Raw genomic sequence first — 19357 nt, forward strand, 5'->3', positions numbered from 1 at the left:
CACGCTTCCCTGAAATCGACGTCCTGGCGGCTCTATAGGGCGAAAAATCGGGCTGTTCGGCCGTTTGGACGTCGATTTCAGGGACCACCCCCGGTGGCCGGCCGTCCCGCCCGGCCAACCGGCAGAGATTCGCGCTACCGGTCAGTAAGCTGAGGCGATGCAGCCTGATTACGACGTGCTCATCATCGGCTCGGGTTTCGGTGGCAGTGTCAGCGCACTGCGGCTCACCGAGAAGGGTTACCGGGTCGGGGTTCTGGAGGCCGGCCGCCGCTTCGCCGACCACGAGTTCGCCAAGAACTCCTGGCACCTGCGCGAATTCCTCTGGGCACCCAAACTCGGCTGTTACGGCATCCAGCGCATCCATCTGCTCGACAACGTCATGGTGCTCGCCGGAGCCGGGGTCGGTGGCGGGTCGCTGAACTACGCCAACACGCTCTACGTCCCGCCGGAGCCGTTCTTCGCCGACCCGCAGTGGCGCGACATCACCGACTGGCGCGCGGAGTTGACCCCGCACTACGAGCAGGCGCAGCGGATGCTCGGGGTGGTCAAGAACCCGACCTTCACCGACGCCGACCGCATCGTGAAGGAGGTCGCCGACGACATGGGTGTCGGCGACACCTTCGTGCCCACCCCGGTCGGGGTCTTCTTCGGCCCGGACGGCGAGAAGACACCGGGCAAGACGGTGCCCGACCCCTACTTCGGCGGCGCAGGCCCGGCCCGCACCGGCTGCATCGAATGCGGCGAATGCATGACCGGATGCCGCCACGGCGCCAAGAACACCCTGGTGAAGAACTACCTGGGGCTGGCCGAATCGGCCGGTGCGCAGGTCCACCCGATGACCACGGTGACCGGGTTCGAGCAGCGCCCCGACGGGCTGTGGGAGGTCACCACGGTGCGCACCGGGTCGTGGCTGCGGCGGCGCCGGCGCACCTTCACCGCCACCCACCTGATCCTGGCGGCCGGCACCTACAACACCCAGCGGCTGCTGTTCAAGATGCGCGACACCGGGAAGTTGGCCAAGCTGTCCGACAAACTCGGCGTGCTGACCCGCACCAACTCCGAATCCATCGTTGGGGCGGCGACGTTGAACGTCAACCCGGAGCTGGACCTGACCCACGGGGTGGCGATCACCTCGTCGATCCACCCCACCGGCGACACCCACGTCGAGCCGGTCCGCTACGGCAAGGGGTCCAACGCGATGGGCCTGTTGCAGACGTTGATGACCGACGGCGCCGGCCCGCAGGGCACCGACGTGCCGCGCTGGCGTCAGCTGATCGACCAGGCCCGCGAGGACCCGCGCCACATCCTGCGACTGCTCAACCCGAAACAGTGGAGCGAGCGGACCGTGATCGCGTTGGTCATGCAGCACCTGGACAACTCGATCACCACCTTCACCAGGCGCGGTCGGCTCGGCGGGCGCCGCTACTCCAGCAAGCAGGGCCACGGCGAACCGAACCCCAGCTGGATCCCGGTGGGCAACGAGGTCACCCGTCGGATCGCCGCCAAGATCGACGGGGTGGCCGGCGGCACCTGGGGCGAGCTGTTCAACATCCCGCTGACCGCGCACTTCCTGGGCGGGGCGGTGATCGGGAAGGACGCCGACCACGGTGTGATCGACCCCTATCACCGGGTGTACAACTACCCGACGATGCATGTCGTGGACGGCACGTCGATCTCGGCGAACCTCGGGGTGAACCCGTCGCTGTCGATCACCGCCCAGGCCGAGCGGGCCGCGTCGCTATGGCCGAACAAGGGCGAGGCCGATCTGCGGCCCGCGCAGGGCGAGGGCTACCGGCGGCTGAACCCGGTCGCGCCGAACCACCCGGTGGTGCCGACGTCGGCGCCCGGCGCGCTGCGCTGGCTGCCGATCACTCCGACGGGCTGACCTGCCTGCCCGACCGGATGTGGCGGTGCAGCGGTTGACGGCCGGGCGGTTGCGTCGGTGGGGGCAGGAGCGGCTCGCAGGCCTCGATCGGCAACGTCGTCGGCTCGGCGGTCGACAGTTCGATGTCGGTGCCGGCATGCCGGATCGTCAGCGGACCGTCGGAGCCGTCGCGCAGCGTGTAGGTCACCTCGTCGTGGGTGATCGCCACCGCGAGCCGAAAATTGCGCCAGCGCAGACCGAACCGTAGGCCGGCGATACCGTCGGGCAGGTGCGGGTTGAGCGCCAGCACACCCTCGTCGTCGCGTAGGCCGCCGAAGCCGGCCACCAGCGCCGTCCACGCCCCGGCCAGCGACGCCATGTGCAACCCGTCGCGGGTGTTGGCGTGCAGGTCCCGCAAGTCGATCAGCGCGGCTTCGAAGGCGTAGTCGTGCGCCAACTCCAGATGCCCGACGTGGGCGCACATCACCGCCTGGGTCGCCGCCGACAACGACGAGTCGCGCACCGTGCGCCGCTCGTAGTAGTCGACGTTGCGGGCGATCTGCTCGTCGGTGAACGCGTGGCTCTGCCACTGCATCGCCAGCACCAGATCGGCCTGCTTGACCACCTGCGCCGGATACAGCCGGACGTAGGGCGCATGCAACAGCAGCGGATAACGGTGGTAGGTCTCGAAATCCCACTCCGCCAGGGTGGTGAAGCCCTCGGATTGCTGGTGGACACCGAGTTCCTCGTCGTAGGGCAGGTGGACGGCGTCGGCGGCGTTGCGCCAGGCGGCCAGTTCCTCGGTGCCGACCCCCATTTCGCGGGCGGCCTGCGGGTGGCGGTTGCACGCCTCGGCGGCGGTCCGCAGCCCGTGGGCCGCCATCAGGTTGGTGAAGATGTTGTCGCGCACCACCGCGGTGTATTCGTCGGGTCCGGTCACCCCGTTGAGATGCCACACCCCGTGCCGGTCGTGGTGGCCCAGCGACAGCCACAGCCGGGCGGTCTCCACCAGCACCGTCAGGCCGCATTCGGCCTCCAGGGACTCGTCGCCGGTGACCACCCGGTAGCGCTCGAAGGCGGCGGCGATGTCGGCGTTGATGTGCCAGGCGGCGGTGCCGGCCGGCCAGTAGGCCGAACATTCCTGGCCGCGGATGGTGCGCCACGGGAACGCCGCACCCCGCAACCCCAACTCGCGGGCACGTTGGCGCGCCGGCTCCAGCGTGGCGGCCCGCCAGCGCAAGGCGTCGGCGGCCGCGTGCGGGGCGGTGTAGGTCAACACCGGAAGCACGAAACCCTCGGTGTCCCAGAAGGTGTGACCGTCATAGCCGGTTCCGGTCAGCCCCTTGCTGGGGATCGCGCGACGCTCGGCGCGGGCGCTGGCCTGCAGCACATGGAACAGCCCGAACCGCACCGCCTGCTGGATGGCCGAGTCGCCGTCGACCTCGACGTCCGCGCAATCCCAGTAGTCGTCGAGGAAGTCGCGCTGGGAGGACAGCAGTCCACCCCACCCGCAGTAGCGGGCACCGGTCAGTGCGGCGGCGACCTGGTCGCGCAGGGCGGGCCGGGACCGCAGACTCGACCAGCCGTAGGCGATGTATTTGACGATGCGCAACCGCTGGCCGGGGCGCAGACCGCAGACGATGCTGGTGCGGGCCAGGTCCTCGCGGGCGACGGTCTCGACCTCGACCCGGCCGGGCACCTCCACGTCGTGGTCCATTTCGGCGGCCATCATCAATCCGCTGGCACGGGTGCGGTGCATCAGCAGCGCCCGGTGGTCTTCGGCCTCCCATTCGACCGCCTCCAGCGGCTTGTCCAGGATCGCCGAGACCCGCGGATCGTCGGAGGTCTGCGGCTGGTCCTCGTTGGCGACGAGTTCGGATTGCACGGTGACCCGGGCGAATTCATCGACGGCCTCGACCACGTACTCGATCGCGGCGATGCTGCGCTGCACCAGCGACACCAGCCGGGTGGAGGTGAGCTTGATCTGCCTGCCCGCCGGGGACCGCCAGTGCGCGTGACGGGTCAGCGTCCCGGCGTGCAGGTCCAGCACCCGCTCGTGTTCGAGCAGGGTGCCGTAGCGGACGTCGAACGGTTCGTCGTCGACGGTCAGCCGCATCAGTTTTCCGTTGGTGACGTCCACGACGGTCTGGCCGGCCTCGGGGTAGCCGTAGCCGGCCTCGGCGTAGGGCAGTGGACGCACCTCGTAGAAGGAGTTCAGATAGGTGCCGGGCAGGCCGTGCGGCTCACCCTCATCGAGGTTGCCGCGCAACCCGATATGGCCGTTGGACAGTGCGAACAACGACTCGGATTGGGCCAGCAGGTTCAGGTCCAGGGAGGTCTCGCGCACCTGCCACGGCTCGATCGGGAACGTCTTCTCGGTGATCATCGGCGGTCCTCGCAGAGTTGCGCGAGGTCGCTGACGACGGTGTCGGCGCCGTTGTGCAGCAGGTCCTCGGCGTGGGCGGCACCGCCCCGGTTGACCCCGACCACATAGCCGAAGCGCCCGGCGCGGCCGGCCGCCACCCCGGAGAGCGCATCCTCGAACACCGCGGCGGCGGCCGGGGCGACGTCGAGCAGTTCGGCCGCCCGCAGGAACGAGTCCGGGGCGGGCTTGCCGGCCAGGTGCTCCTCGCGCAGGGTCACCCCGTCGACGCGGGCCGCGACGAACCGGTCCAGGCCGGTGAGCGCGAGCACCTCGCGGGTGTTGGCGCTGGAGGAGACCACCGCCACGGCGAGCCCGGCGTCGGCGACGGCCTGCAGGTACCGTCGCGAGCCCTCGAACACCGTCACGCCCTCGGCGTGCAGGGTCTGCTGGAACGCCTCGTTCTTGCGGTTGCCCAGCCCGTAGACGGTCTCGGCACCCGGCGGGTCGTCGGGGTCGCCGTCGGGCAGGGTGATGCCGCGGCTGGCCAGAAAGGACGCCACCCCGTCGTGGCGGCGCTTGCCGTCGACGTAGCGCAGGTAGTCCTCGACCGGGTCGAACGGCACGAACTTCTCACCGCGCTCGGCGGCGCGTTGCCGCAGGTAGGCGTCGAACATCGCGGCCCAGGCCTTGGTGTGCACGCTGGCGGTGTCGGTCAGCACGCCGTCGAGATCGAACAATGCGGCACGCACCGCATCGGGTAGACCGAGCACAGGAGACCTCCTCGGGTTTCGGCTCGTCTTCACCGGGTAGCCATCCGGACGGCGCTCGAACCACATCGACGCGCGCCGTTAGACTTCGTGTCCGTGACAGCATCCTCGCCGCGCCCGGTTCTGGTTGTCGACTTCGGTGCCCAATACGCCCAGTTGATCGCCCGGCGGATCCGCGAGGCACGGGTGTTCTCCGAGGTGGTCGCCCACACCACCACGGTCGAGGAGATCAAGGCCCGCGACCCGCTGGCGATCGTGCTCTCCGGCGGGCCCGCCAGCGTCTACTCCGACGGCGCGCCGCAACTGGACCCGGCCCTGTTCGACCTCGGGGTGCCGGTGTTCGGCATCTGCTACGGGTTCCAGGCGATGGCGCGCGCCCTGGGCGGCACCGTCGAACGCACCGGCAGCAGTGAGTACGGGCGCACCGAGATGACGGTGCTCGGCGGCGAACTGCACTCCGGGCTCAGCGACATCCAGCAGGTGTGGATGAGCCACGGCGACGCGGTCACCGCCGCCCCGGCCGGATTCGAGGTGGTGGCCCGCACCGCGGGTGCCCCGGTGGCGGCCTTCGAGGATCGCACCCGCCGACTGGCCGGGGTGCAGTACCACCCGGAGGTGCTGCACACCCCGCACGGCCAGCAGGTGCTCAGCCGGTTCCTGCACGATTTCGCCGGGCTCGGCGCGGAGTGGACGACCGCCAACATCGTCGACGGGCTGGTCGAGCAGGTGCGCGCTCAGATCGGGGACGGCCACGCGATCTGCGGGCTCTCCGGCGGGGTGGACTCCGCGGTGGCGGCCGCGCTGGTGCAGCGGGCCATCGGCGACCGGCTGACCTGCGTGTTCATCGACCACGGGCTGTTGCGGTCCGGGGAGCGCGACCAGGTGCAGCGCGACTTCGTCGCCGCCACCGGCGCGCGGCTGGTCACCCTCGACGCGGCGGAGACGTTCCTGACCGCGCTGACCGGGGTGACCGATCCGGAGGGCAAGCGCAAGATCATCGGCCGCCAGTTCATCCGGGCGTTCGAGCGGGCGGTGCGCGAGGCGCTCGCCGGTGACGCCGAGATCGAGTTCCTGGTGCAGGGCACGCTGTACCCCGACGTGGTGGAGTCCGGTGGCGGCGCGGGCGCCGCCAACATCAAGAGCCACCACAACGTCGGTGGGCTGCCCGACGACCTGAAGTTCACCCTCGTCGAGCCGCTGCGGCTGCTGTTCAAAGACGAGGTGCGCGCGGTCGGGCGGGAGTTGGGCCTGCCCGAGGAGATCGTCGCCCGCCAGCCGTTCCCGGGGCCGGGCCTGGGCATCCGGATCGTCGGGGAGGTCACCGCGGAGCGGCTGGACACCCTGCGGCGGGCCGATGCGATCGCCCGGGAGGAGCTGACCGCGGCCGGGTTGGACCACCAGATCTGGCAGTGCCCGGTGGTGCTGCTGGCCGACGTGCGCTCGGTGGGGGTGCAGGGCGACAGCCGCACCTACGGGCACCCGATCGTGTTGCGGCCGGTCTCCAGCGAGGACGCGATGACCGCCGACTGGGCGCGGGTGCCCTTCGAGGTGCTCGAGCGGATCTCCACCCGGATCACCAACGAGGTGCCCGAGGTCAACCGGGTGGTGCTGGACGTCACCAGCAAGCCGCCCGGCACCATCGAATGGGAATGAGCGCCGGCTCGCCGGCGGGGGCTGCGCCGGGAGCCTGACCACCGCGATGTGGCGCGCGTGGGGAGTGCGGGCCGGCCGCACTCGGGTGGCGACGAACCCGTATTTTTCCGTCTTTTTCCGAGGCGGATGAGGCCGTTGAGTCGGGTGATGCGGTAGCGCAGACATCGGGTTGACCGTGTCGGAGCCCGGGTGTTTACTCGCCTGTATCGAACAGGTATTCGAATGCTTGGTGGGTTCCCGAACGGGGTTTCCCCGGGTGTTCCCGAGTGGCTTCCGGAGGTGGCGGTGACGGTGATGACGGCGATGACGGCGGCTGCCGCCGACCCCCCGCCGACCAGGGCCGACCAGCTCGCACAGCTGCGGCAACGGATGGCCGCGATCACCGGGAAGGGGGCGGGCGGCCGGGTCGGCGCCGCACCGCAGGCAGCGGTGCTGCCGACCGAGCCGGCCTCGGGGGGCGTGCTGGCGGTGCCGGATCTGCTGACGGAGACGTTGCCCGCCGGGCTGCCGCGCGGGGTGGTGGCGGTGCTGTCCGGGGCGCGGTCACTGCCGGTGGCCATGGTGGCCGCGGCGACGGCCGCCGGGGCGCACGCGGCCATCGTCGGCCAGCCGGACATCGGGCTGCTGGCGGCCGCGGAGATGGGCGCCGACCTGAGCCGGCTGGCGGTGATCCCCGACCCGGGCCCCGATCGGGTGGAGATCGCCGCGGTGCTCATCGACGGCATGGACCTGGTGGTGCTGGGGCTGGCCGGTGTCACCGTGCCGCCCGCCCGGGCGCGGGTGGTGGCCGCCCGGGCCCGGAGTCGGGGCTGCACCCTGCTGGTCACCGGTGGGGACTGGCCGGAGGCGACGCTGCGGCTGGCCGCCCGGGTCTGCGGCTACGACACCGCGGGGGCGGGGGAGCGGGCCGGGCCCGGTTGCGGCCGGATCGGCGCGGTGCGGCTGGCCGTGCGCGGTGCCGGTCGGGGCCGGGCCGGCGCCGGGATCGGTGCGGCCACCGCCGCAGCGGTCTGAGGCCCGGGGGCGACGTGGACTCGCGGGTACTGGCGTTGTGGTGCATGGATTGGCCTGCGGTGGCGGCGGCCACCGCGGCGGGGCTGGCGGCGACCGCTCCGGTGGCGGTCACCCTGGCCAACCGGGTGATCGTCTGTTCGGCGGCGGCGCGCGCTGCCGGAGTCCGCCGCGGCCTGCGTCGCCGGGAGGCCTCGGCCCGATGCCCGGCACTGCACGTGGTGGCCGCCGATACCGACCGCGACGCCCGCCACTTCGAGGCGGTGATCGCGGCGGTCGACGAGCTGGTGCCCCGCGCCGAGCTGCTTCGGCCGGGTCTGCTGGTGCTGCCGGTGCGCGGTGCGGCCCGGTTCTTCGGCTCCGAGCAGCGCGCCGCGGAGCGGCTGGTCGACGCGGTGGCCGCCGCCGGGGTGGAGTGTCAGGCCGGCATCGCCGACCGGTTGGCGACCGCCGTCTTCGCCGCCCGGGCCGGCGCCGTGGTGGAACCGGGCGGCGACGCCGAGTTCCTGGCCGACCTGTCGATCCGGCAGCTGAGCGCCGAGCCCAGCCTGGCCGGGCCGGGGCGCGACCAGCTGGTGGATCTGCTGTGGCGGATGGGGATTCGCACCATCGGCCGGTTCGCCGCGGTGTCGCGCACCGACGTGGCCTCCCGGTTCGGCACCGATGCGATCACCGCGCACCGGTTCGCCCGCGGTGAGCCCCAGCGCGGCCCGGCGGGCCGGGAGCCGCCACCGGAACTCGACGCCGTACTGGACTGTGACCCACCGGTGGACCGGGTGGACGCCGCCGCCTTCGCCGGGCGGTCGCTGGCCGTCACGCTGCACCGGACGCTGGCCGGGGCCGGGGTGGGCTGCACCAGGCTGGCGATCCACGCCCGCACCGCCGACGGCGACGAACTGAGCCGGGTCTGGCGGTGCGCCGACCCGCTGACCGAGGACGCCACCGCCGACCGGGTGCGCTGGCAGCTCGACGGCTGGCTGACCAGGCGCCGGGTGGCCCCGGTGACCCAACTGCGCCTGCAGCCGGTCGAGGTGATCTCCGCCGAGGCGCTGCAATTGCCGCTGTGGGGCGGGGCCGGGGAGGAGGACCGGCTGCGCGCCTGCCGGGCGCTGGTGCGGGTCCAGGGCCTGCTCGGCCCCGAGGCGGTACAGGTGCCGGTGCTCTCCGGCGGCCGTGGACCGGGCGAACGCATCACGCTCACCCCGCTGGGCGACGAGCCGGTGCCGCAGGCCGATCCGCGCCAGCCCTGGCCCGGCCGGCTGCCCGAGCCGTCACCGACCGTGCTGCTCGACGACCCGGTGGACCTCGTCGACGGTGACGGTAACCCGGTGCGGGTGACCGGCCGGGGGATGTTCTCGGCCGATCCGGCCCGGCTGATCGCCCGCGGCCGCGACGACCCGCTGCGCTGGTGGGCCGGGCCGTGGCCGGTGGACGAGCGGTGGTGGGACCCGGACCGAAGCGCCGGGCGCACCGCCCGCGCCCAGGTGCTGCTGGAGCGCCGCTCGGAGCCGGGCCCGGCGATGCTGCTCTGCTACCGGCAGCGCCGCTGGTACCTGGAGGGGATCTATGAGTAGGCCAGCCGGGCGGCGAACCCGCCGACCCGTTGCACGAACCGGTCGAGGAACGCCGCCGGGTCGACCTGCACCCCGATCTGCGCGTTGGCATCCCGCCGCCCGGTCCAATCGGTGCGCGTCAGCCCGCGGTACTCGAGGTCGGACCGTTCCACGGTCACCGTCGCCGACCGGGTGGCGACCAGTGCCGGATCCAGTGCCACCGCCGCCGCCAGCGGGTCGTGCAGGTGGGCCAGGTAGCCGTAGCCGCGGTCATGGTGGGCTTGGAAGTAGTACCGCATCGCGTCCTCGAGCACCGCCAACAACGGATTCGACTCCGAGCCGGCCACCCGCGCCAGTTCGTCGAAATGTCCTGGCGTCATGACGATCTGGGTGGTCAACTCCAGTCCGCACAGAATCGGCGGGGCGGCGGGCGGCCACGCGGCGAGCACCTCGGCGGCGGCCTCGGGGTCCACGCTGATGTTCCATTCCGCGGCGGTGGCAGGCTCGCCGGGCCGGCCGTAGGCCCCGCCCATGACGACCAGGCGGTCAAGCAGCGTCGGCAGTTCGGGGTCGGTGCGCACCGCCAGCGCGAGATTGGTCAGCGGACCGGTGACCACCCCGACCAGCCGGCCCGGATGGGCGTGCGCGGCACGAATCCAGGCGGTGGCGGCGTCATAGCCGGTGGGCGCCGTCGTGGCCGTCGGCAACCGCGCATAGCCCAGGCCGCCGGCGCCGTGGGCGGACCCGGTCGGCGACGGGCCGGCCAGCGGCCCGTCGGCGCCCCGCGACACCGGAACGCCCGCGCCGCAGAACGCCAGCAGGTCGAGGTTGTTGCGGCACACCTGATCCACCGCGACGTTGCCCGCGGTGCAGGCCACACCGACCAGGTCGGCGTCCGCGCCGGCCAGCAGGTACACCAGCGCCATCGCGTCGTCCACACCGGTGTCGGCGTCGAGGAGGACCGGCCGGCTACCCGCGGGCACCGCCGCGTTCCGGCCAGTAATAGGAGTCCGGGTAGGGCCGCGGCCCGAAGATCGCGGTGCCGATGCGCACCTGGGTCGCGCCCTCGGCGATCGCGAGCGGGAAGTCCCCGCTCATGCCCATCGACAACTCGGGCAGGTCGTGACCGTCGGCGGCGGAGCGGTCACGCAGTTCGCGCAGCCGCCGGAAGCAGCCCCGCACGGTGTCGGGGTCGGTGGTGTGCACGGCCAGCGTCATCAGCCCGCGCACCCGCATGCTGGAGTACTCGCTGAGCTGCTCGAGGAACCCGGGCAACTGTTCGGGCGGCAGCCCGTACTTGCTGGGCTCGTCGGAGGTCTTCACCTGCACCAGGACGTCGATGACCCGCCCCTCCCGCAGCAGCCGACGGTCCAGCGCCGCAGCCAGTTTCGGCCGGTCCAGGGATTGCACCTCGGCGGCGAGCCGGGCCACCAGGTTGGCCTTGTTGGTCTGCAGATGCCCGATCATCACCCAGTCGATCCCGCAGTCGGCCAGCGGCTCGGCCTTCTCGCGGATCTCCTGAACCTTGTTCTCGCCGAAGCGGTGCAGCCCCAGGGCCACCGCCTCGCGGACCACCGGCGGCCCGAAGGTCTTGGTCACCGGCAGGATCCGCACCTCGGCCGGGTCCCGGCCCGCAGCGTGGCAGACCTGTGCGACCCGCTCGCGTACCCGGTTCCAGCGGTGTTCCAGTGTCTCGTCGGTGCCGTCAGCCGCCGACCGCGCCATTCGATCGCCTCCCGGCTCACCAATGTACGCCGGGCACCATCCGCACTGCGCGCTTGACCGGTCGGGGTGCGCGCATCCGGGAGACCGCCCGCACCGGCCGTTTCGGGCGGCGGCGCACCGGCGGGTGGGGCGCCTCGGCGGGGGGCGTCTCCTCGCCGAGGGCCGCCGGCGAATCGGGGTACCCCAGGTAGAGCTGATGGAGGACCCGCCGGGTGAGGCGTGGGGTGAAGTAGTGGCCGATCTCGGCGAGCGTGCCCGACGGGGTGTCGATCCGGGCCGGCTTCTCGACCAGGGCGCGCACCACCATCGCCGCCGCATGCTCGGCGCTGATCGGGGGCACCGGGTTGAGCCGCCGCGACGGCGCGATCATCGGGGTGGCCACCAGCGGCATGTGGACGTTGGTGAACGTGATGTGGTCGGAGAGGGTCTCGGTGGACACCACCTCGGCGAAGGCGTCCAGCGCCGCCTTGCTCGGCAGGTAGGCACTGTATTTGGGGCTGCGCGCCTGCACCCCGGCGCTGGAGATGTTGACCACGTGGCCGAATCGGCGCTCCCGCCAGTGCGGCAGCAGCGCCAACGTCATGCGCACCGCGCCGAAGTAGTTGACCGCCATCACCCGCTCGTAGTCGTGCATGCGGTCGGTGGCGTTGACCACCGACCGGCGGATCGACCGCCCGGCGTTGTTGACCAGGTAGTCCACGTGGTCGAAGCGGCCCAGGATGTCCTTGATCGTGGTCTCCACCGACGCCGAATCGGTGACGTCGCAGCTGAACGCGTACGCCCGGCCGCCGGCCGCGCGGATCTCGGCGACGAGCTCGTCGAGGGCGGCACCGTCGCGGGCCAGCGCGAAGACGGTGGCGCCCCGGTCGGCGACCGCGATCGCCGAGGCCCTGCCGATGCCGCTGGAGGCGCCGGTGATGATCACGTGGCGGCCGACCAGCGGCCCGCGGGGGTCGTCGCGGCGGGCCCGGTCGGGGTTGAGGTGGGCGGCCCAGTACCGCCACAGCGCGGGGGCGTAGTCGCCGAACGCCGGGACGGTCAGATCGGCGTGCCCGGCCTCGCGCAGCGCCGCCCGGGTGGCGTCGGCGACGAACGTGGGCCGCAGACTGACCACGTCGAGCACCTCGGCCGGGATCCCCAGCTGGGTGGCGATCATGTTGCGCCACACCTTGGCCCGACCGCGCACCTGCAGCACCGGCGCGGCCGCCACCGCTGGCAGCCGGCCGCGCAGCGGCGGCAGCCCCGCCGCCCGCGCCACCCCGCGGTAGATGTCGCGCAGGCCGACCGTCTCCGGCGAGGTCAGGTGGAAGGTCCGGCCGTCCCAGGAGTCCGGGCCGTCGAGCAGCAGCGCCACCAGCGCGTCGACGACATAGTCGACCGGCACGATGTTGGTGCGCCCGACATCGGGCAGCATCACCGGGGTGAACGTGGGCAGTGCCGCCAGCCGGGCCAGCATCGGGAAGAAGTAGTAGGGCCCGTCGACTTTGTCGATCGCGCCGGTGCGCGAGTCGCCCACCACGACCGCCGGCCGATAGATCCGATAACGCAGTCCGGTGGCCGAGCGCACCGCCAACTCGGCCTGGAACTTGGTCTGGTGATACGGCGTCGGCAACTCCTGGCCGACGTCGAGGTCGTCCTCGGTGAACTCGCCGCGGAACGTGCCCGCCACCGCGATCGAGGAGACGTGATGCAAGGTGGCGTCCAGGCGGCGGGCCAGGGCGATCACCGCTTCGGTGCCCGCGACGTTGGCGCGCTGCTGATCGGCGGCGGCTGCGGTGATGTCGTAGATCGCCGCGCAGTGCACGACGTGGTCGACGGCGCCCAGTTCGCCGACGGCGGCGTCGGTCAGGTCGAGGGCATCGCCGGTGAGGTCGCCGACCAGCGCGCCGACCCGGTCGTCCCAGTCCTCCCGGGCGAGTCGTTCGAAGCGGCTCAGCGACGCGCGGCGCACCAACACCGAGACCCGCGCCTGCGGGTCGGCCTCGAGCAACCGGGACACGATCCGCCGGCCAATAAACCCGGTACCGCCGGTAACGACATAGTGCATGGGGACATAGTGGTCCCCGTCGCGGCGAAGGTCAACACCCAGCCGCGATCAGCTCAGCTGAAGTCGCGGATACCGTCCCAGTCCACCAGCTTCCAACCGGTGATCGGGTTACCGGTGATCACCACCCGGCCCATGTTGGGCAGCGGATGGCGGGCCACCAGGTCGCCGGCCGGATTGCTGACGTTCATCGCCGTCCAGACCGCGATCGCGATTCCGTGCGAGAACGCGACCGGTTTGGCGTCGCCGCGCACGTAGATCTTGCGCACCGCGGCGCGGAACGCGTCGTCGAATTCGTTGCCGTTCACCGAGCCCGGGATCGTGGCGTCACGGTCGCTGTCGAGCCAGGCCAGCGGCGCCAGCAGATACGTCGCCTGCGAGACCGTGTCCGACCGGCCTTCGAACCATCCGGCGTTGATCTCGTTGAGCCCGGGCAGGATCTCGACCTGGCGGCCCAGTGCCGCCGAGAGCGGATCGGCGGTCTGCTGGGAGCGCAGCATCGCCGAGGCGTAGATGCCGTCGTACTGGTTGCCGGCCAGCCGGCGAGCCCCCTCCAGCGCCTCCGTCATGCCCTTCTCCGACAGCGGCGGTCCCGGCACGGTGGTGTCGATGATCTGGGCGGCGTTGGCCTCCGACTCGGCGTGCCGGATGAAGGTCAAGGTGATGTTGCGGGGGTGGTTGCCCGACGAGCAGCCACTGAGCAACCCCACCGCGACGAGCAGCGCGGCGATCCCGCGGAGGCTCCGACGGCTGGGTTGACGCATCTGATTCGACCTCCCGGGTAGCGTTCGGTTGACACGCTACCCAGCGCGACACCGCTATGAACAGCTTTTGACCGGGAGGTTTCCCCATGCCGATCAATCCCGACGCCATCGGTGCCACCGCCGAACCGATGCAGACGACCTGGTCCGAACGCGACACGATGCTGTACGCGCTCGGGGTCGGCGCGGGCACCGAGGATCTGGCGTTCACCACCGAGAACAGCCACGGCATCCCCCAGCAGGTGCTGCCGACCTACGCGGTCATCTGCTGCATCGGGTTCGGCGCGGTCGGCAAGATCGGGGAGTTCGATTTCAGCAAGTTGCTGCACGGCTCACAGCAGATCCGGCTGTTCGCGCCGTTGCCGCCGTCCGGCCGGCTCAGCGTGGTCTCCGAGGTCGCCGACATCCAGGACAAGGGGGAGGGCAAGAACGCGATCGTGGTGATGCGGGCCCGCGGCAGCGATCCCGACACCGGCGAGGTGCTGGTGGAGACGCTGTCCACCGCGGTCATCCGCGGCGCCGGCGGGTTCGGCGGCCAGCCCGGCCAGCGCCCGGCCGCGCCGGAGTTCCCCGACCGCGAGCCCGACGCCCGGATCGCCTACCCCACCCGGGAGGACCAGGCGCTGCTCTACCGGCTCTCCGGGGACCGCAACCCGTTGCACAGCGACCCGTGGTTCGCCCAGACGCTGGCGGGATTCCCCAAACCGATCCTGCACGGGCTGTGCACCTACGGTTTCGCCGGTCGCGCCCTGATCGCCGAACTCGGCGGCGGCGACGCGACGAAGGTCACCGCGATCGACGCGCGGTTCAGCTCACCGGTGTTCCCGGGTGAGACGCTGACCACGTCGATCTGGCGCACCGAGGCCGGCCGGGCGGTGTTCCGCACCGAAGCCTCCGGCGCCGACGGCGGCGAAGCACGCGTGGTCCTCGACGACGGGGCCACGGAGTACACGGGGTAGCGCCGCCTCCTCAGACCAGATCGCGCGGGATCTCGCGTGTCCAACTCTGTGCGTACACCCGACGCCGGCCGTGCCGGGCGTCGCTCTGGTAGGCGTCGAGCTGTGCGGTGACCACGAAATCGGTTTCGGTACATGTCAATGCCGTCGCGGTGGCGACCTCCACATCCCAGCCGTCGCGCCGCAGGCCGCGCAGCGTCCGGGTCTCGCCGCGTACCGAGGTCGGGTCGTTTCCGCAGAAGCTGAACCACTCGGTGGTGTTGGATCGCACCGCCGTGTCGGTCTCGTCGATGACGAATTCGCCGTGGTCGTCGGCGATCTCCAGGGTCGTCATGCTGCTTGCCAGATCCCGGGTGATCCGCCAGTGATGCTTGCCGGTCTCCAGTGGTGTCGTCGCCAGCGGCGGTGCCGTCTCGGGCGGGCCGAATGCGGGCAACGCCGCGTCGGCGTCGTCGCGCCGTGGCCGCACCGGCACGTTGATGCTGCAGCGGCCGGTGAACAACGTCAGGGTCGGGGCCTGCGGGGCGGGCCACACCAGCGGAAAGTACGAGCTCGACACCGACAGCCGCAACCGGTGACCGGCCGGAAACACCTGCGCCATCCCGTTCAGCGGGACCTGCACCCGGTATCGCTGCCCGGGGCTCAACGGCTGCGGGTGGGCGCTGCCGTCCCGGTGGGTCAGGTTGAGCAGGCCGTAGGTGAGCCGGGTGGCCTCCCCGTCGGGCGCGACGTCGGAGAGCCGCGCGGCGACCATGGCGACCGGCTTGTCGGCGGTGACCTCCAGGTCAAGTTTCGGCAGACCCAGCACCTCCAACGGCTCGGTGAGCGGTTCGGTGTCGAAGACCAGCGCGCCGCCGTCACTGTCGCGTTGATCGGTCGGCAGGTCCGGGGTGGCTGCGTATGACGCCCACTTGCCGCCGGAAAGGCCCACGCTCAGCGGCGAATTGATGGTCAGCGGGCGCTCCGGGCACTCTTCGGCGCCCGGCTGGTCCTCAAGTCCGCGGGGGGTCAACGTGTAACGGGTATCGACGGTGCGCGGGCTCGGCCAACCGGGGACCCCGACCCATCGGCCCGGGCGCTCGTCGTAAGCGGGGTTAGGCGGGACACTGTCCTGCATCCAGGCCCGCAGCATCGGCTCGTCCATGACCCCGTTGTCGACACCCTTGAGCCAGTGATCCCACCAGCGCACCGCCTCCTGTAGGAAGCCGATCGCCGGCCCCGGCACACCCAGGTGCGGATACTTGTGGCCCCACGGGCCGATCAGCCCCTTTCTCGGCACGTCGAGATGCTGCAACAGTCGGAAGATCGCGTTGGTGTAGCCGTCGGCCCAGCCGCCGACCGCCAGCACCGGGCACTGCAACGACGAGTAGTCCTCATCGACCGATGCGCGTTTCCAGTACTCGTCGCGATGTTGGTGCTCCAGCCACTTCTCGACCCATAACCCGCTGCCGTCCAACCGCTCCAGCCACATGTCGCGCCAGCGGTCACCGACGATCTCGGGGTCCGGCGGCAGACTGTTGTTGGCGAACATCACCGTCGCCTCCGACAGGTTGTCCGAGAGCAGGCAGCCGCCCATGTAGTGCATGTTGTCGACGTAGAGGTCGTCGGTGGCCGAGGCGCTGATGATCGCCTTGAGCGCGGGTGGCCGGCGGGCCGCAACATGCAGGCTGTTGAATCCGCCCCAGGAGATGCCCATCATTCCGACGTTGCCGTCACACCAGGGCTGTTCGGCGATCCAGGCGATGACGTCGCAGCCATCGTCTTGTTCGGCGGGAAGATATTCGTCGGTCAGCAGTCCGTCGGAGTCGCCGCTGCCGCGCATGTCCACCCGAACGCAGGCGTAGCCGTGCCCGGCCAGGTAGGGGTGGTTGAGGGTGTCGCGCTCGCGGGTACCGTCACGTTTGCGGTACGGCAGATACTCCAGCACGGCTGGCACCGGGCGCTTTTCGGCGTCGGCCGGCAGCCAGATGCGCGCCGCCAGCCGACAGCCGTCGGAGACGGTGATGAAGACGTTCTCGATCGTGTGTACCTCGTGCGGAAACGATGACACCACGTTCGGCATCGGGCCTCCTTCTCGGTACGCGGGTGGGCCGCTCAGATGTCCTCCGGTTCGGTGATGGCGAACGGCAACATCTCCTGTGCGGTCGCGAAATTCTCGGCCAATGCGTCGGAGTTCTCCGCGCCCAGATACAGGGTGGCCAGCGCGTATCGGTAGGGATCCTGGTTGGGCAGTTCGGAGAGCCGGTCACCGGGCGCCACCGACAGTTCAACGATGGTGTCGGGATAGTGCTCGGCCACCTTGGCGATGTCGGCCTGGGAGGGCACGGCGTCGACCACGCCGTCGCCTCGGTGCCCCATCGTGCATTTGGCGGCGGCGCCGAACCGGCCTGCGCGCGCGCCGGGGCGGGGCCGGTTGCCCAGCGCGATGTCGATCGCGTACTCGTGGTTGGACATCCCGTCGACCTTGGCGAACAGGTTGCTGTGGGATTGGGAGATGCGGGTATTGATCTCGATCAGCCACAGCTTGTCGGTTTCGGCATCCCACATGAACTCGACGTTGAAGCAACCGTTGTCGAACCCGGTGTGGCGCATGAGCCGTTCGGTGGCGTCGATCATCCGCTGCTGCACCGGCTCACTCACCGAAGCGGCCGGATAGTCGAGGCGGTCGAAGCTGTGCCCGTCGTCGGTTTTGTGCATGTCGACCAGGCCGTGGACGATGAATTCGCCGTGGTACATCGAACCTTCCGGCGCGGCCTGGATGCCGTCGATGATCTCCTCGGCCAGACACCACGTTCCGGTCACCTCGCCGACTTCCTCGGGCAGGTCGATCATCGCCAGCGCCTCGTCGAAGGCCTCACCGTACCGGCCGATGTCCTCCCTGATCTCACCGAGCGCCCGGGCGAACTCGTCGGCGTTGTGGATCTCGAAACCGAGCTGAGAGGAATGCGATTTGATCGGTTTGATCCAGAACGGGAAGGCCAGATCGCCGGAGTCCAAGACGGCGTCCAACGCGTCGTCGTCGAACGGATCGAAGGCGGCGAAGCCGGGAACGCATTCCGGTGCCGCCTCCCGCTGCATCAGCCGGGACCAGTACTTGTGTTCGCAGGCCAACACGCTGCGCAGGCTCGGTGAGGGGATGTCGTGTTCCGCGGCGAGCAGGGGACCGAGCACGCTGGTGGGGAAATCCCAGTGCGCGATGATCGCGTCGACACTGCCGTCGAAATCGGCGAGTTCGGCGCGGGCGTCATCCAGCAGCGGGGCCAGTTCGTAGAACTCGGTGTCGACGAGCCGGTCATGGTCGAGCAGGCCGTGGAAGCACAGGTCGCGGGCACCGGCCACGGTGTCGAGTTCGCCTCGCTGCCGGTCACTGAGACCGAGGACGAAAATGTTTCGGGGCATGCCGGCAGGGGTGCCCGGTTTGGATCCCGACAAACGGGCCGATGTTGAAGCGCCTGGGAAACCGGGTACCCGCCGTTTCATGGTGTCTTTTGCCGCCCGTCGGGAGATGGCGTCGCTACGCGCCAGCCACAGCAAACGGTTCTACGCCGATCCGTCCACGATGCGGGCCAAGCTGGCGAAGCACCAGCACCCCAGCAAGACCCGTCCGCCGCGGTGGGCGCGGCGCGGGGTGCGGTTTGCCGCCGAACTGGTCGGCGGGGTGCGCTGCTACATCTTCGCGCCGCGCCCGCAAGCCGGCCTGGAAACCCACCGCATCCTGCACTTCCACGGCGGCGGCTTCGTCGAGGAGCCCGAAGCCCACCACTGGCGGTTCATGCGGTGGCTGGTGCGCCACACCGGCGCCACGGTCATCTTCCCGATCTACCCGCTGTGCCCCACCGCCGGGCACCAGCGCATCCGGGCGTGTGTGCACGCCGTCTACGACCGGTTCCTCGCCGACTTCGACGGCCCGCACTTCGTGTTCGGGGATTCCGCCGGCGGGGCGCTGACCCTCGACCTGGTCGACACGCTGCGCACCGATCGCCAGCGGCTGCCGACCGGGCTGGGGCTGTTCTCGCCGTGGCTGGACCTGGGCGTCAGCGACCCGCGCTCCGAGGAGATCGACGCGGCCGATCCCGAACTGGGCGTCGCCGGGCTGCGGCAGGCCGGACACTGGTACGCCGGGCCAGAACCGCTCGACGACCCGGGCATCAGCCCGATCTACCAGGATCTCGCCGGGTTCCCGCCGATCGCGGTATTCACCGGTACCAGCGACATCCTCAACCCCGACGCCCATCGCGTCGCCGAAGCCGGCACCCGCCGCGGTGTCCGGGTCGACCTGCACGAGTACGACGGGATGTTCCACAACTGGGTGATGCAGAAGATCCCCGAAGGCGCTCGGGCCCGCACCGAGGTGGCCCGCTTCCTGGACCGAGCCCGCGACGGTTAGCCGGAAGCTCAGTCGTCGCGGGCCATGCGCAGAGCGGTCGCCATGCCGTCGATCCAGACCTCGAGCATGTATTCGGTCGCCGGCGGGTGATCGGCCGGCATGAACGTCTTCATCAGCTTGTGGACCCGTGCGCGAGCCAGTTTCTGGAAGTCGGGGTCCTCCAACTCGGGGAATTCGTCGTACTCGCTGCCGACCGCCGCGTTCTCGACACTCATCGCCGACCCTTCCTTCCTCGCGCCCGTGCCGCGTGCAACCCCGGCAGCGACGAAGT

General features: G+C 70.9%; 15 protein-coding genes. 6 read left to right on the forward strand and 9 right to left on the reverse strand.

The genetic code is table 11. From position 1 onward, the window contains the following. Positions 1-157: 157 nt before the first annotated feature. Positions 158-1885 carry a GMC family oxidoreductase gene (locus AWC30_RS16735; RefSeq protein ID WP_085111376.1) on the forward strand — a complete coding sequence of 576 codons (1728 nt, stop codon included), beginning with the start codon at positions 158-160 and terminating at the stop codon, positions 1883-1885. On the opposite strand, the gene AWC30_RS16740 is transcribed toward AWC30_RS16735, so the two are convergent. Both AWC30_RS16740 and AWC30_RS16745 read right to left on the reverse strand, forming a co-directional pair. Then, positions 1869-4250 carry a glycoside hydrolase family 65 protein gene (locus AWC30_RS16740; protein WP_085111377.1) on the reverse strand — a complete coding sequence of 794 codons (2382 nt, stop codon included), beginning with the start codon at positions 4248-4250 and terminating at the stop codon, positions 1869-1871. The genes AWC30_RS16735 and AWC30_RS16740 overlap by 17 nt on opposite strands. Next, positions 4247-5065, reverse strand: coding sequence for a beta-phosphoglucomutase family hydrolase (locus AWC30_RS16745; RefSeq protein ID WP_085111378.1), 819 nt, complete (start codon positions 5063-5065; stop codon positions 4247-4249). Before AWC30_RS16745 ends, AWC30_RS16740 begins: the two co-directional genes overlap by 4 nt. A gap of 27 nt (positions 5066-5092) precedes the next feature. Between AWC30_RS16745 and guaA the strand changes: the two genes are divergently transcribed. From guaA to AWC30_RS16760, 3 genes are all read left to right on the forward strand, one after another. Continuing rightward, positions 5093-6649, forward strand: coding sequence for a glutamine-hydrolyzing GMP synthase (gene guaA, locus AWC30_RS16750; protein ID WP_085111405.1), 1557 nt, complete (start codon positions 5093-5095; stop codon positions 6647-6649). A 303-nt stretch (positions 6650-6952) separates the two neighbouring features. Then, positions 6953-7663 (forward strand): DnaE2-dependent mutagenesis accessory factor ImuA', encoded by a 711-nt coding sequence (locus tag AWC30_RS16755; protein WP_109562115.1) that lies wholly within the window; start codon positions 6953-6955, stop codon positions 7661-7663. Positions 7664-7707: 44 nt separating this feature from the next. Continuing rightward, positions 7708-9234, forward strand: a complete 1527-nt coding sequence (locus tag AWC30_RS16760) for a DNA polymerase Y family protein (RefSeq protein WP_085111407.1) — start codon at positions 7708-7710, stop codon at positions 9232-9234. Here AWC30_RS16760 and AWC30_RS16765 read toward each other — a convergent pair. From AWC30_RS16765 to AWC30_RS16780, 4 genes are read right to left on the reverse strand one after another with little or no spacing between them, the layout of a single operon-like run. Beyond that, positions 9225-10196 (reverse strand): nucleoside hydrolase, encoded by a 972-nt coding sequence (locus AWC30_RS16765; protein WP_264000466.1) that lies wholly within the window; start codon positions 10194-10196, stop codon positions 9225-9227. The genes AWC30_RS16760 and AWC30_RS16765 overlap by 10 nt on opposite strands. Further along, positions 10183-10938, reverse strand: coding sequence for a YggS family pyridoxal phosphate-dependent enzyme (locus tag AWC30_RS16770; RefSeq protein ID WP_085111379.1), 756 nt, complete (start codon positions 10936-10938; stop codon positions 10183-10185). The genes AWC30_RS16765 and AWC30_RS16770 overlap by 14 nt, the downstream gene beginning before the upstream one ends. Positions 10939-10954: 16 nt before the next feature. Continuing rightward, positions 10955-12985 (reverse strand): SDR family oxidoreductase, encoded by a 2031-nt coding sequence (locus AWC30_RS16775; protein WP_085111380.1) that lies wholly within the window; start codon positions 12983-12985, stop codon positions 10955-10957. Between the two features lie 53 nt (positions 12986-13038). Continuing rightward, the gene (locus AWC30_RS16780; RefSeq protein WP_085111381.1) at positions 13039-13746 is read right to left on the reverse strand and encodes a histidine phosphatase family protein; all 708 of its coding nucleotides are present in this window, start codon (positions 13744-13746) and stop codon (positions 13039-13041) included. 86 nt (positions 13747-13832) lie between these two features. Between AWC30_RS16780 and AWC30_RS16785 the strand changes: the two genes are divergently transcribed. Continuing rightward, positions 13833-14702 (forward strand): MaoC/PaaZ C-terminal domain-containing protein, encoded by an 870-nt coding sequence (locus tag AWC30_RS16785; RefSeq protein WP_085111382.1) that lies wholly within the window; start codon positions 13833-13835, stop codon positions 14700-14702. 10 nt (positions 14703-14712) lie between these two features. Here AWC30_RS16785 and AWC30_RS16790 read toward each other — a convergent pair whose 3' ends face one another. Next, positions 14713-16761, reverse strand: coding sequence for a CocE/NonD family hydrolase (locus AWC30_RS16790; RefSeq protein ID WP_085111383.1), 2049 nt, complete (start codon positions 16759-16761; stop codon positions 14713-14715). Between the two features lie 32 nt (positions 16762-16793). Then, positions 16794-18098, reverse strand: coding sequence for an ATP-grasp domain-containing protein (locus tag AWC30_RS16795; protein ID WP_085111384.1), 1305 nt, complete (start codon positions 18096-18098; stop codon positions 16794-16796). A gap of 79 nt (positions 18099-18177) precedes the next feature. Between AWC30_RS16795 and AWC30_RS16800 the strand changes: the two genes are divergently transcribed. Next, positions 18178-19086, forward strand: a complete 909-nt coding sequence (locus AWC30_RS16800) for an alpha/beta hydrolase fold domain-containing protein (RefSeq protein ID WP_165756500.1) — start codon at positions 18178-18180, stop codon at positions 19084-19086. Between the two features lie 8 nt (positions 19087-19094). Here the strand turns inward: AWC30_RS16800 and AWC30_RS16805 are convergent, their stop codons facing one another. Further along, positions 19095-19301: a hypothetical protein gene (locus tag AWC30_RS16805; protein WP_085111385.1), complete on the reverse strand. Its 207-nt coding sequence runs from the start codon at positions 19299-19301 to the stop codon at positions 19095-19097. Between the last annotated feature and the right edge of the window lie 56 nt (positions 19302-19357).

Source organism: Mycolicibacillus trivialis, from assembly GCF_002102395.1.
Classification (GTDB): domain Bacteria; phylum Actinomycetota; class Actinomycetes; order Mycobacteriales; family Mycobacteriaceae; genus Mycobacterium; species Mycobacterium triviale.